Below are 12,776 nucleotides of genomic sequence, written 5' to 3'. Positions count from 1 at the left end.
AAGTAAAAAGAATCATAAGAAATACAGAAACGATGAAGACAAGATTATTCACCTTCGCAGCACTCGCCCTCGCACTGGCAGCCTGCAATAACGACAACGAGATTCTGAACAATGACGGTCCCGTGGCCGCAGTGATTAACGCCGAAATCTCAGATGCCGTATCCACCCGCGCCAGCGGAACCGCCTGGGCGGAACGTGACGAGATAGGCATCTCCGAAAGCCGCTTCGGCTACACCAACGTACCATACCGGTGGGAAAGCGGGAAGTTCACACCGACAGGAACCATTATCTTCTTCCAAGATGACGACCCGACCACCTTCTCCGCCTACTATCCTTACGATGCGGACGGTGGGACACTGACCGCCACCACCGATGCCACGGCGCAGCAGGACCAGCCCGCCATCGACTTCCTCTATGCCACCGGTGCCACTGCCAGTACGCACAATCCTGAAGTGAACTTTACCGACGACACTGATGCAGGCGGCAAGGACTGTTCCTTCCACCACTGCATGAGCCAGATTACGCTCACCTTCAAGGAGGGCAGCGGCGTGGACTTCAATACCATCAAACCCACCGGCTACACACTCTCCGGACTGGTGCTGGAGGGCAGCTTCGACACCACCACCGGCACGGCAGAAACGGATGCGAACGCACAGACAGCCGACCTTACAATGGAACTGAACGGCGCACTCACCTCGTCGGTCATCCTCTTCCCGCAGACCAAGGCAAGCATCGGACTGAGCGTGTACTACAACAGCCAGCCCTACACCGCCACGCTCACCATTCCCGACGGCGCACTGAAAGCCGGCAACAACTACACCTACACCGTCACCGTCCGCAACAAGGACCTGAGCATCAGCTCAGCCACTATCAGCGACTGGAACCCGGTGAACGGCGGCAATGTGAATGCAGACCTTTAAGTATATCATTCCTAAAGAACTAAGAATATGAACATTAGACTTCCATTGCATATACTGTCCGCAGCAACCGTCCTGCTTTTTGCAGCGACTGCCTGCACGCAGGATGACCTCGGCAGCGGCACGTTGCCCGAAGGCGAGTATCCATTGGTAATCAACGCCACCGGCCTGCAAGCCGTGGCAACCCCTGCCTCCACCCGTGCCACCGTGGACGGCGACTGGCAGGGCGTACAGACCGTGGCACTCAAGATGGGCGACGCGGTAAAGGAATACACCGTAACGCCTAACTCCGCTGACAATACGAAAGCCACGCTCTCATGCGAGAACGACCCGCACTACTGGACCAGCCGCGATCCGATTACCGTATCGGCATGGTGGCCCCTCGACGATACAGACATCACACGGATGCCTGCCGTGAAGGTGGCCGAAGACCAGAGCACGCTGGCCGCATACCAAGGCAGCGACTTTATCTCCACCATCGACCGGACGGTGGAATTTAACGACCCGAAACTCACCTTTACCCACCGCACGGCACGCGTGGCCATCGAACTGAAACCCGGTACGGGATTCACGAATGTGGACGGTGCCACGGTGAGCCTCGTGAGCCTGTCCGCCGATAACGAAAACCCGACCGACATCAAGACCTACCACGCAAGCGGCAACAGCTACGAGGCACTGACCGCCCCGCAGACCGTTACGGCAGGCAAGCCGTTCATCCGCGTGGAACTTGGCGGCGGCAACTTCTACTTCCGCCCGCAGAACGACGTCGTGCTGGAGGCAGGCAACCGCTATACCTACACCGTCAAGGTGAACGCCACCGGCCTGACGCTGGCAGGCTGTGAAATCGGCAAATGGGACGACGGCGGCGGCGAGAGCGGCGCAGCCGAGGATTTGGGCTACAACTACGACAACACCACCAAGACCTACATGGTCTATAACGCAGACGGCCTGCTGGCGTGGGCGGAAGCCGCAAAGAGTGATCTCAGCATCGACTGCACCCTGACTGCCGACATCGACCTGACGGGCAAGAAGTGGACACCGATAGGTAAAGGCACCACTTCTGAATCCGGTTACCAAGGCACCTTCGACGGACAGGGACACCGCATCACGGGGCTGGCCATCACTACGGACAATCCGCAGGGTGAGAGTGCTGCGTTGTTCGGCGGTATCGGCGGCAACGGCGATGTGAAGAACCTGCAACTGGTGGATGTGGACTACGATGTGCGGCAAAACGGTGTGGCCGGTGGCATAGCGATGTCCAACTACGGCACCATTACCGCCTGCTCCGTAACGGGAGATATTTCTGCAACAGGAGGATATGTCGGCGGCATTGCGTCTTCCAACTCCGGTAGCATTATTGGCTGTTGGTTCGATGGAAATTTAACGTCAGGCCTTGGTAATGGCGGAATCGCTGCTCTCAACTATAGCACCATCACCGTCTGCTTCTATGGCGGAAATGCCGGACAAGGAGCAACTAATCAAGGAGGAACGGTAGATGTTACGAAGGTGGACGGCGTGACCGTGAAATGGCAGACAGCCGTGGATGGCATGAACCCCGCCCTCACCGGCAACGACTACCAGTGGGCACTCGGCACCGACGGCCTTCCCGTACTGCAAAAGAAACAATAACAACCCCTAAACAACACGCATCATGAAACGAACAACCATCCATATATCCGCAGTCCTTGCCCTGCTGCTCGGCATTGCCGCCTGCACGCAGGACGAAGCGGGCTTCCTGCCGGAAGGAGCGGAAGGCACACCCATCGTCTTCACCGTCACGGGGCTGAACCCTGCTGCAACAGCCACTGCCGGCACCCGTGCCCCCGTGGACGGGAACTGGGAGGGCGTGCAGAGCGTGGCAGTCCTGATGGACGGCACGGTGAAGGCATACAATGTGACGCCCTCCACCTCCGACAACACCAGCGCCACGCTGACCTCCGATGACCCGCACTACTGGACCAACCACGATAACATCACCGTCACGGCGTGGTGGCCCTACACCGCTGGCGAAACAACCCCGCCTGCCGTGAAGGTAGCTGCCGACCAAAGTGCCCAGAAAGACTTCGAGGGCAGCGACCTCATCGTAGCCGAGGAACAGACGGTGAGCTACGGCAACCCCACACTCCGCTTCACCCACCGCACGGCACGGGTCACCGTCATCCTGACGGACTACACCGAGGGGATGGCGTCCGTCAAGTTGACAGGCCTCTCCACCGAGAACGGCAACCCCGCCCAAATCATCCCGTATGACAAGGGTAACGACACCTACACCGCCCTCGTAGCCCCACAAAGTGTGGCAACGGGCACGACCTTCATCACCTGCGCCTTCACCAACGGCAAGGTCTTCGTCTATAAGATGAAGAACGATACCGACTGGCAGGCAGGCGAGGAATATACCTACACCGTCTCCCTCGCTGCGGCAAAAGACCCGGGCTACACCGTGTCGGAGGACGGCAGGACCTACAACGTCACCTCCGCCGAGGGATTGAAGGCTGTGGCAGACATAGCCAACAACGGCAATCTCGGTATCAACATTACTTTGACTGAAAACATCAATCTCATAGACATGGAGTGGACGCCGATAGGCACTGAAAGCCAACCTTACACCGGCACCTTCGACGGAGGCAACCATACCATCACGGGGCTGACCGTTACGACGAGTGACCAATATGCGGGCCTATTCGGCTTCATCGGCTCCGGCGGCAAGGTGAAGGACGTGACGCTGAAGGACGTGAAGATAGAAAGCAATAACGAAATGAGCGCTGTCGGCGGCGTGGCGGGACGGAGCTATGGCGGCAAGATTGAAAACTGCTCGGTGTCGGGCAGCGTCAGCGGTAGCGGCAAGAACAGCGCTGTAGGTGGTATAGTAGGCTACCAATCGGGCGGTTTCCTTACCGGGTGCAGCTCCTCTGCCACAGTGAATGCCGGGAATATAGTCGGTGGCGTGGCAGGTGGCACGTATTCTGCCACCCTGACAGGCTGCTATGCCACGGGCGACGTGACCCTTGAAAGTATCAACTTAGGCGGCAACTTTGCCGGCGGTGTGGTGGGAAGCAACACCAACAGCAGCACTCTCATTGCCTGCTATGCCGCGGGCAGCGTGACCGGTAGCGGAAGCGGCACCATCCATGTAGGCGGCGCGGTGGGAGTAAACGATGCCACCGTGACCGCCTGCTACTGGAGCGGTCTCCCCGACAATGATAACGGCGGAGCCACGAAGGTGGACGGCACGAACGTCACCTGGCAGACGGCCGTCGCCGCCATGAACGCCGCCCTGAGCGGTAAAGGCTGGCAGTACGAACTCAAAGACGGCAACAGCCTGCCTGCCTTGAAGAAACAGTGAACCGTCGGGCGGGAAAAGTTCCGCTTGAAACGGAATATAACCGAAGTATAACCCCAATAAAGAAAGGAACTCCCATTCCGGGCGGGAGTATTGTGCCCGGTAACATCATACAGACACCGCAGCCCGCTACCGCAAGGTCAGTGGGCTGCACTTTAATAAGGAGAAAAGAATAATATAAAAAATGAGGTATACCGCATGAAACAGAAAACAATAGCAACCAGACACCTACGCACCAAGATAGCGGCAGGATATGTGCTGATACTATTCGTCATTTTCGGCATCGTCTATATTTGGCTCAATGAACAGAACAGACAACAGGAATTGGAAGCTACTACCTACAAAATAAGAAGTCTCCGCAAGGATGTACACGAGGTATATATGAAGGTAGTGGATTTATCCATGATTGGTGAGACCGTGCTGGACTGGAATGAGGAAGACATGACGGCGTACCATGAGAAGCGACTGGAAGTGGACAGCCTGCTCAGCCGCTTCAAGTCCAGAACCTGCCGCAGCGAGCGTATAGACAGCATATGCCAGCTGCTGGCTGAAAAGGAAAAATTGCTGAATAGAATCATGCTGGTACTCTACGAACAAGAAGAGATAAAGGAAAAGATAGCAAGACAAGTGCCAGCCATTGCATTGAAAAGTTCACAAGAAGAACCGAAAAAAAGGAAACGGACAGGCTTCTTAGGACTGTTCGGGAAAAAGGAAGAAGCGAAACCGACCGCAACGACCACCATGCTCAATACGCTGAACAGCGGTATGATAGCCCGCCAGAAAGAACAAAGCGAGAGGTTGAGCCAATACACCGACAGCCTTTCGGTAAGAAATAGAAAACTTAATTTCCAATTGCAGGGAATAATTAAGAAAATGGATGCAAGAATACGGGCAGACCTGCAACAGCAAGAAATGGAACTGGCTGACATACACGGTTACGGGGAACTTCGTGCTTTTCAACCGCTCTCAAGACAGAATCCGGGTCAAAACCCATATACCCGATATAAGTACGTATAAGGTTATAATGGCTTCTTGCATACGTAGTATCTATAGTACGGGCAGCATTAAAACATATAGGTTCATGATGGGCAATACGGTTCCTAAATTCACGTATGGCTGTCAGTTCTCTGTAAATATCTGACTGTTTTAGACCGTGTGCCTTTAGGAAATATTTTGAGCAATGTCTTGCCACCCACACGATAATTTCTCTTAGTGAACAGATAAGTCCAAAAGCCAAAAGTAAAGTTTTTGCAAAATATAAATAATTGCCTATATTTGCAAGCGTAAGACCCTGCTGTCCCTGCTCGTAAGAGTAAACTTCAGGGTTATTGTTTTTTATAGAAATAAACTTAATTGTTTATTACACACTGCCTTTTCCAGAAACACGCTGATAACCGATAGTTGCCTGAAGCTCTCCCCGGTCGTAAGTACATCATCCCTTCCTCTTTGATGACTACTGTCAGTTCCGACTTCGGTTTCTCCCGGCAGAACAGACTTTCGCTGCATTTCACTCCGTGCCATACCGACTCCGTGCATTCCTCATCGCAGAACTGCACTTCTATCTCTTCAAGCAGGTCAAATTCCTCTACCATACCGTTTCAATTGTCAGTTACATTTTTATGACGGCCATAAAAGACCATTCAGAATAGAAGAAAAAGCAATTAACTCAAAAATGCTAAACCAAAAAAATTGAGAGGAAAAGAAATAATTGTATCTTTACGTACAAGCATAAAAAAACCCGGATTCATCACCAGTAACTGAAAGCTGGGAGAGGAACGCCCGGGACTGCGACACAAAAGTACAAAAGATATGGAATATAACAAAGCATTCTTTGAAAAAGTTTTTTCCACGAAGCGGATGGAAAGATATTTCAAGCTTTATTCTGATAATGAGAAACGTGCTATCTTGCATTATAAGTGTAATCTGGAACTGGCAGAGGCGTTTTACACGAGTTTGTCAGTATTGGAGGTTACTCTTCGCAATGCCTTAAGCCGTGAATTGGAAACAATGACGGGGCGAGAAGACTGGTATGCCGTCTTCGCAAACACTCCAGGATTGTCAAGACTAAACCATTATGTTACACAAGCTAATAAACAGATAGCCGGTAGACATGAACCAATTACTCCCTCGAAAGTAATTGCTGAACTTACGCTTGGATTTTGGGTATCCTTGTTGAATAGCGAGTATGAACGTTTGCTGTGGAAAGATTTGCGCAGGGCATTTCCGTTCATGCCCAAGAAAGACCGGCAACGAAAGAATGTGTCTGCTCCGCTGAATACATTTCGGACATTCCGTAACAGGGTTTTCCATAATGAATCTATCTGCTGGAATCTGAATCGGGTGGAGGAGATTCACCGTGAAATGATAGTAGTAATGGGATGGATGAACAGGGATGTACCAGGATGGTTGCAGCTTATTGACAGATTTGATACGGTATGTGCCGAAATTAGAAAAAACATGGGGTGGTAGTTTTTAAAATGGACTTTTTAAGTTGTATCGACGGATTTTACTCTGCCGAGGGCTTCTTGCGTATAGGAACAAACTTTCCACTTTTATAGTGGATTTTTGTGGATAATTAATTATCTTTGTTTCTCGTATAGAGTTCACGGTGGAACAGGTCGCATCGGAAACGGTGGTGACTGTCTGCAATATACTGGAATTGTCGATTCATTATAAATAAAAGTAATTATGGAAAAATACATCTGTCAACGCCCCATACATCCGGGCGAACTGCTGAAGGAAGAGGTGGAAGAGCGCAAACTTTCGCAGCGTAAACTGGCAGAAGGGATGGGAATCTCATATAAGGTGTTGAACGACATTCTCAACTGCCGCCGTCCGTTGACCGCACAGACTGCAATGCTGTTTGAAGCGGCATTGGGTATAAGTGCTTCGTTGCTGATGCGGATGCAACGTGAGGAAATGTATTGAAAAATGATGACGCACCCTATATACAGTTATTCGCTTTGCATCGCCTTGCCGCTGATGCTGTTTTTTGGATTTTATTTTCTGTTTGCTTCTACGCCGGAGAAGGCCATATTTGTCAACTACCTCCGTTCGCGGCGGATCATGGGAGGGGCCCTGTTGCTGCTGGCTGCCAACTATGCCGTGCATTTCTTTTTTGAAATCCGCTTCCGGAATGTCCATGCGGCCATCTTGATGAACTTGTCCACCTATTTCCTGTGCTATTGGCTTTTCAGTTCCGCACTGACCACGCTGCTTGACCGCTTCTATATCACGCGCCGCCGTTTCAGGGTGCACGTGTGCCAGTGGCTGCTGTTCACGGCCTTGTCGGGCGTGGTGCTGCTGGCCTTGCCGGAGGGACGGGTGCAGAAGGTGGGATTGCTGCTCATGGGGGTGTGGCTGGTGGCGTATGGATTCGTGTTGGCACGGCGTCTCATTCTGGCCTACCGGCGGGCGGTACGTCTGTTCGATGATACCCATTCGGACGACATCGGCGCTTATATCCGGTGGTTGTCGGTGTTTACCTATTGGGCCGTAATCTTCGGAGTGGGGTGTGGGTTGTTGACCTTCCTCCCGGATGAGTATATTTATCTTTGGATTCTCTCGTCTGTTCCTTTTTATATCTATCTTTATTGTGCCTACATGAACTATCTGCTGTTCTACGAGCAGGTGGAGCAGGCTTTCGAGCAGGAAATGCCTTCGGAGGAGGAAACTCCGGAAGCCATCGTGGAAGGGGGAGTGGAACTTCCGGCCTGTTACGCGGGCATCGAGGGAAAGTTGTCTGTGTGGATCAAAGAGGAGGGTTATCTCACGCCGGGACTGACGCTCAAGGAGTTGTCGGACTTGCTGAAAACCAACCGTACTTATCTGTCGGCTTACATCAAGACAACTTACCGCGTGTCGTTCCGCGAGTGGATTGCCGGGTTGCGGATGGAATACGCCAAGCGCATGTTGATTCAGCATCCGGAGTTGACGGTGGCGGGTATTGCAGAAAAGTCGGGCTTCCAGTCGGCCAGTCATTTCATACGCCTGTTCAAGGAACGGGAGGATTGTTCGCCGGCCCGGTGGCGGAAAAAACATCTCTGAGGCAAACGGTGCCTGTGAATTTTAAATAATGGGAGAGGAATGTGGCCTCTCGGATATTTTTCGTACCTTTGTCTAAAGGCTTTTAATTGTGCATGTATGAAATACCCAATTGGAATACAGAGTTTTGACCGCATCATAGAAGACGGTTATGTGTACGTAGATAAGACGGATATGGTTTATTCGCTTGCCCGGGAAGGTTCGATTTACTTTCTGAGCCGTCCGCGGCGTTTCGGAAAGAGCCTGCTGGTTTCCACGTTGAAGAACTATTTTTTGGGGCGGAAGGAACTGTTCAAGGGCTTGAAGATAGACCGTCTGGAGAAGGACTGGAAGGTGTATCCGGTATTCCATTTGGATTTCAATGGCTCCAACTTCATGCAGAAGGGAGTGCTGGAAGAACGTTTGAATAGTTATGTGTCCGAGTGGGAGGCTTGCTACGGACTGCCCTCTGAAAGTGACAGGCTGGATGTGGGATTCCGTTTTATCAAGGTGCTCCGTGAGGCCCACGAACAGACGGGGCGTCGTGCGGTAGTGCTGGTGGATGAATACGACAAGCCGATATTGGACGTGCTGGATGTGGATAAGAATCTGGAAGAAGAGCACCGCAACATCCTGAAAGCGTTTTATTCCGTGTTCAAGGGAGCCGACGAGCATCTTCAGTTCGTGTTCCTGACGGGCGTGACGAAATTCTCACAGGTGAGCGTGTTCAGCGGTTTCAACCAGCCTTTCGACATCAGCATGCACGGCAAGTATGAGACGCTTTGCGGCATCACGCAGGAGGAACTGGAGAACACTTTCCGGGAGCCGATGGAGCAAATGGCACAGGTGTACGGATGTACGTATGAGGAAATGCGTAACCGGCTGAAAGCGCAGTACGACGGCTATCATTTCAGTGACCGGATGACCGATATTTATAATCCGTTCAGTTTGCTGAATGCCTTTTCTACCCAGCGTATTTCCGACTACTGGTTCAAGAGTGGTACGCCTACTTACCTGATTCGCCTGCTTTCGCACACGAACGAAAACATGGACGAAATTACGGGCCGATATTATGCGCCGAAGGAGTTTATCGACTACAAGGCAGACGTGGAACAGCCGCTTCCGATGATTTACCAGAGCGGTTATCTCACCATCAAGAACTTTGACCGGGATTTTGACCTGTTCCTGTTGGATTATCCCAACAAGGAGGTGAAGGAAGGTTTTCTGTCGATGGTGGCTTCCAAATACTTCGATAACGGGGATAAGATTTATCCTTGGGTGCGGGAGGCGACCATCTTCCTGCGGAAAGGGGAATTGGACAACTTCCGCACGGGGCTGACATCTTTCCTGGCAAGCATACCTTATACGATGCGCCGCAAGGAGAACGAACGGGAGCGGGAGCGTTATTTCCATTATACGTTCTACCTGATTATGCGGTTGATAAGCGTCTATACGGTCTACACGGAGAAGGTACAGAGTCAGGGCCGTGTGGATTGTGTGGTGGAGACGCCGCAGTATGTCTATATCTTCGAGTTCAAGCTGGACGGGACGGCCGATGAGGCCTTGCGTCAGATAGAGGAAAAAGGCTATGCCCGCGAATATGAGGCGGACAGCCGCAAACTGTACAGGATAGGGGCCGTGTTCTCTTCCGAAACGGGCACTATCGGCGACTGGAAACAACTATAAACGGAAACACATTAACTAATTTATGGAAAAGAAAATACCTTTTGCTTCTGATGTAATTTTGATAGATGCTGCTTTCTTGGACCGCGTGGGCGGGGATATGGCGGCTCATTTTGCGCCCTTGGTGGGGCGGGAACTGCCTAAAGCCGATTTGGCGGTGTTGCTGGAATGTCTGGCGCTGGATGCCGGACTGGAACCGGGGCAGCACGAGATACAGGTGATTTTTGTGTACGATGCGGCACATGACCGGATGCGTTTCTGTGCACCTTTCGACTTGGAGAAGGAGATTCACGGCATGGCTTTCCAGAGCCGGCTGGGCGAGTTCTCGCTGTATGCCTTCCAGACTTCCGGAATGGCCCGGCGGGAAGACTTGTTCGGTGAATCGTTGCAGTTGCTCACGGAGTCGAAAGACGTGCGCCGGGTGATGCTGGTGCCCGATGAGGGAGAATATGGTTCTGTGGTGGCGGAACTGGCGGAGAAGATGAAAGACAAGGAGAGTGTGACGGTGTTCGGCATGAACCCTCCGGCACACGAGTGCAGTTACCGTTTTGAGATGCTCGGGTTCGCTGTGCTTCAGTCGCTGGGCATCCGGGCAGAGGAACTTTAATCCGTGGAGTAGCCTATGTCTGATTTCCGTTTGAAAGCATTCTACAGTGTGGCCCGCAACCTCAGCTTTACCAAGGCTTCGCAGGAATTGTTCGTGAGCCAGCCGGCCGTGACCAAGCATGTGCGCGAGCTGGAAAGTCTCTACGGGGTGCGTCTGTTCGACCGCAAGGGGAACTCCATCTCGCTCACGGAGGCGGGGAAGCTGCTCATGGAGCATTGCGAACGTATCCTGGCCGACTACCGCAAGCTGGAGTACGACATGCATCAGCTGAACAACGAGTATGCGGGGGAACTGCGGCTGGGAGCGAGTACGACCATCTCGCAGTATGTGCTGCCGCCTGTACTGGCTGCTTATACGGAACGTTATCCTCAGATGAGTGTGTCGCTCATGGATACCAACTCGCGCAACGTGGAGAAGGCGTTGCAGGAGCATACTATCGATGTGGGGATGGTGGAAGGCGTGTTCCGCCTGCCCAACCTGCGCTATGAACCTTTCCTGTGCGACGAGCTGGTGCCGGTGGTGTGTCCGCGCGGACGCTGGGCCGGGAAGGAGGAACTGACATTGGACGAGTTTACCCGCGTGCCGCTGGTGCTCCGTGAACGGGGCTCGGGCACGCTGGATGCCATTGAGATGGTGTTGGCCGAGCAGGGGTTGAAACTTTCGTCACTGAACGTGCGGATGCATCTGGGCAGTACGGAGGGCATCAAGTCATTCCTGCGGTGCAGCGATTGCATGGGCATTGTGTCGGTTTGCGCCTTGGGGCGGGAGCTGAAGGAAGGCGACTTTCAGGTGATTGACATTGAAGGCTTGCAGTTCAAGCGGCATTTCTGTTTTGTATCGGCCCAGGGACAGGAGGCCGATACCGTATTGCATTTCATGCGCTTTGTCCGGCATTTCCTCGCGGGGAAGTAAAGGCCGGACGGGGCGCTTCTTTTTATTTCTTCCCGAATTCCGGATCGATTTTCAGCAGGGCGGTCACGCCGAAGGTGGCCAGGGTGCAGACCATAATCCAGATGAAGAACAGCTGGTAGCCCAGGGTTTCCTGCATCCATCCGGCAATCATGCCCGGCAGCATCATGCCCAGGGCCATGAAGGCCGTGCAGATGGCATAGTGTGAGGTCTTGTGCGTGCCGTTGGCAAAATAAATCAGGTAGAGCATGTAGGCCGTGAAACCGAATCCGTAGCCGAACTGTTCCACGAAGATGCAGCTGTTGATGAGAACGAGGCTGTCGGGCTGGACGTAGCTCAGGTACACATAGACCAGGTCGGGCAGGGAGATGGCCCACACCATGGGCCAGAGCCAGCGGCGTAGTCCGTGGCGTGCCACCGCAATACCTCCCAAGATGCCGCCCAGGGTCAGTCCGACGATGCCGAGGGTGCCTTGTGCGAATCCGATTTGGGCGGTGGTCATGCCGAGTCCTCCTTGTTCCACAGGGTCGAGCAGGAAGGGGATGCCCATCTTGGCCAGCTGGGCTTCCGGCAGGCGGTAGAGCAGCATGAACAGAATGGCAGTGAGGGCCTGCTCTTTCTGGAAGAAGGAACGGAAGGTCAGTAGGAAGTCGGTCAGGATACCTTTGGCGCTTTTCGGGTGCGTGGCCGAAGGACGGTCCTGGTCGGGCCGTGGCAAGATGAAAGAATGGTAGAGCCATAAGGCCAGCAGACAGCCTGCCAGCGTGAAGAAGGTGATGCTCCAGGCATAAGAGGTACGGCCGGTCACTTCTTCCAGCCGTCCGGCCAGCATGATGAGCAGCCCTTGTCCGGCAATGGTGGCAAAGCGGTAGAAGGTGCTGCGGATGCCCACGAAGAAGGCTTGCTGGTGGGGCGTAAGTCCCAGCATATAGAACCCGTCGGCGGCGATGTCGTGGGTGGCGGAGCTGAAGGCCACCAGCCAGAACACGGCCAGGGTGGTCTGGAAGAAATGGCTCGTAGGGATGGTGAAGGCAATGCCGGCCAGTCCCGCTCCCAGCAGCAGCTGGGTGGTGACAATCCACCACCGTTTGGTGCGGAGCAGGTCGACAAACGGGCTCCACAGGGGCTTGATGACCCAAGGCAGGTTCAGCCAGCTGGTGTAGAGGGCTACCTCCGTGTTCGAGATGCCCATCCGCTTGTACATCACCAGCGAGAGAATCATGACTGCTACGTAGGGAAGGCCTTCGGCAAAGTAGAGTGAAGGTACCCAATACCAAGGAGAACGTGTGTGCATGGC

11 protein-coding genes and 1 pseudogene are annotated in these 12,776 nt (G+C 53.4%); 10 read left to right on the top strand and 2 right to left on the bottom strand.

What is annotated here, in order from left to right; genetic code table 11:
* Positions 1-32 precede the first annotated feature (32 nt).
* From OIM59_RS09640 to OIM59_RS09625, 4 genes are all read left to right on the top strand, one after another.
* Entirely contained in the window at positions 33-920 is an 888-nt protein-coding gene (locus tag OIM59_RS09640; protein WP_299168691.1) for a fimbrillin family protein, read from the top strand.
* A gap of 27 nt (positions 921-947) precedes the next feature.
* The gene (locus OIM59_RS09635; RefSeq protein ID WP_299168694.1) at positions 948-2,546 is read left to right on the top strand and encodes a fimbrillin family protein; all 1,599 of its coding nucleotides are present in this window, start codon (positions 948-950) and stop codon (positions 2,544-2,546) included.
* A gap of 22 nt (positions 2,547-2,568) precedes the next feature.
* The gene (locus OIM59_RS09630; protein WP_299168696.1) at positions 2,569-4,260 is read left to right on the top strand and encodes a fimbrillin family protein; all 1,692 of its coding nucleotides are present in this window, start codon (positions 2,569-2,571) and stop codon (positions 4,258-4,260) included.
* Between the two features lie 195 nt (positions 4,261-4,455).
* The gene (locus tag OIM59_RS09625) at positions 4,456-5,274 is read left to right on the top strand and encodes a hypothetical protein (protein ID WP_299168698.1); all 819 of its coding nucleotides are present in this window, start codon (positions 4,456-4,458) and stop codon (positions 5,272-5,274) included.
* A 332-nt stretch (positions 5,275-5,606) separates the two neighbouring features.
* Here OIM59_RS09625 and OIM59_RS09620 read toward each other — a convergent pair whose 3' ends face one another.
* Complete coding sequence (locus tag OIM59_RS09620) at positions 5,607-5,849, bottom strand: hypothetical protein (RefSeq protein ID WP_299168700.1); 243 nt, start codon at positions 5,847-5,849, stop codon at positions 5,607-5,609.
* 217 nt (positions 5,850-6,066) lie between these two features.
* Between OIM59_RS09620 and OIM59_RS09615 the strand changes: the two genes are divergently transcribed.
* From OIM59_RS09615 to OIM59_RS09590, 6 genes and pseudogenes are all read left to right on the top strand, one after another.
* On the top strand, positions 6,067-6,726 hold the full coding sequence (locus tag OIM59_RS09615; protein ID WP_299168702.1) for a hypothetical protein: 660 nt from the start codon (positions 6,067-6,069) through the stop codon (positions 6,724-6,726).
* Positions 6,727-6,945: 219 nt separating this feature from the next.
* A pseudogene (locus tag OIM59_RS09610) lies at positions 6,946-7,173 on the top strand (HigA family addiction module antitoxin); the annotation flags it as partial.
* 18 nt (positions 7,174-7,191) lie between these two features.
* A complete protein-coding gene (locus tag OIM59_RS09605; RefSeq protein WP_299168872.1) occupies positions 7,192-8,304 on the top strand; it encodes an AraC family transcriptional regulator in 1,113 nt (370 codons plus the stop codon).
* 96 nt (positions 8,305-8,400) lie between these two features.
* Positions 8,401-9,966: an ATP-binding protein gene (locus tag OIM59_RS09600; RefSeq protein WP_299168706.1), complete on the top strand. Its 1,566-nt coding sequence runs from the start codon at positions 8,401-8,403 to the stop codon at positions 9,964-9,966.
* Between the two features lie 22 nt (positions 9,967-9,988).
* Entirely contained in the window at positions 9,989-10,570 is a 582-nt protein-coding gene (locus tag OIM59_RS09595; protein WP_303896407.1) for a DUF6621 family protein, read from the top strand.
* A 15-nt stretch (positions 10,571-10,585) separates the two neighbouring features.
* A complete protein-coding gene (locus tag OIM59_RS09590; RefSeq protein ID WP_177864214.1) occupies positions 10,586-11,482 on the top strand; it encodes a LysR family transcriptional regulator in 897 nt (298 codons plus the stop codon).
* Between the two features lie 22 nt (positions 11,483-11,504).
* On the opposite strand, the gene OIM59_RS09585 is transcribed toward OIM59_RS09590, so the two are convergent.
* On the bottom strand, positions 11,505-12,773 hold the full coding sequence (locus OIM59_RS09585) for an MFS transporter (RefSeq protein ID WP_299168714.1): 1,269 nt from the start codon (positions 12,771-12,773) through the stop codon (positions 11,505-11,507).
* Positions 12,774-12,776 lie beyond the last annotated feature (3 nt).

Source organism: Bacteroides mediterraneensis (assembly GCF_025993685.1).
GTDB lineage: Bacteria > Bacteroidota > Bacteroidia > Bacteroidales > Bacteroidaceae > Phocaeicola > Phocaeicola mediterraneensis_A.
The sequence above is the reverse complement of the archived record's forward strand: the minus strand, read 5'-3'. Positions and strand labels throughout refer to the sequence as shown.

What these genes read in the sequence shown, in the direction of transcription:
- OIM59_RS09640 (WP_299168691.1), top strand. Translation starts at nt 33, where the DNA reads ATGAAGACAAGATTATTCACCTTCGCAGCACTCGCCCTCGCACTGGCA.
- OIM59_RS09635 (WP_299168694.1), top strand. Translation starts at nt 948, where the DNA reads ATGAACATTAGACTTCCATTGCATATACTGTCCGCAGCAACCGTCCTG.
- OIM59_RS09630 (WP_299168696.1), top strand. Translation starts at nt 2,569, where the DNA reads ATGAAACGAACAACCATCCATATATCCGCAGTCCTTGCCCTGCTGCTC.
- OIM59_RS09625 (WP_299168698.1), top strand. Translation starts at nt 4,456, where the DNA reads ATGAAACAGAAAACAATAGCAACCAGACACCTACGCACCAAGATAGCG.
- OIM59_RS09620 (WP_299168700.1), bottom strand. Translation starts at nt 5,849, where the DNA reads ATGGTAGAGGAATTTGACCTGCTTGAAGAGATAGAAGTGCAGTTCTGC.
- OIM59_RS09615 (WP_299168702.1), top strand. Translation starts at nt 6,067, where the DNA reads ATGGAATATAACAAAGCATTCTTTGAAAAAGTTTTTTCCACGAAGCGG.
- OIM59_RS09605 (WP_299168872.1), top strand. Translation starts at nt 7,192, where the DNA reads ATGACGCACCCTATATACAGTTATTCGCTTTGCATCGCCTTGCCGCTG.
- OIM59_RS09600 (WP_299168706.1), top strand. Translation starts at nt 8,401, where the DNA reads ATGAAATACCCAATTGGAATACAGAGTTTTGACCGCATCATAGAAGAC.
- OIM59_RS09595 (WP_303896407.1), top strand. Translation starts at nt 9,989, where the DNA reads ATGGAAAAGAAAATACCTTTTGCTTCTGATGTAATTTTGATAGATGCT.
- OIM59_RS09590 (WP_177864214.1), top strand. Translation starts at nt 10,586, where the DNA reads ATGTCTGATTTCCGTTTGAAAGCATTCTACAGTGTGGCCCGCAACCTC.
- OIM59_RS09585 (WP_299168714.1), bottom strand. Translation starts at nt 12,773, where the DNA reads ATGCACACACGTTCTCCTTGGTATTGGGTACCTTCACTCTACTTTGCC.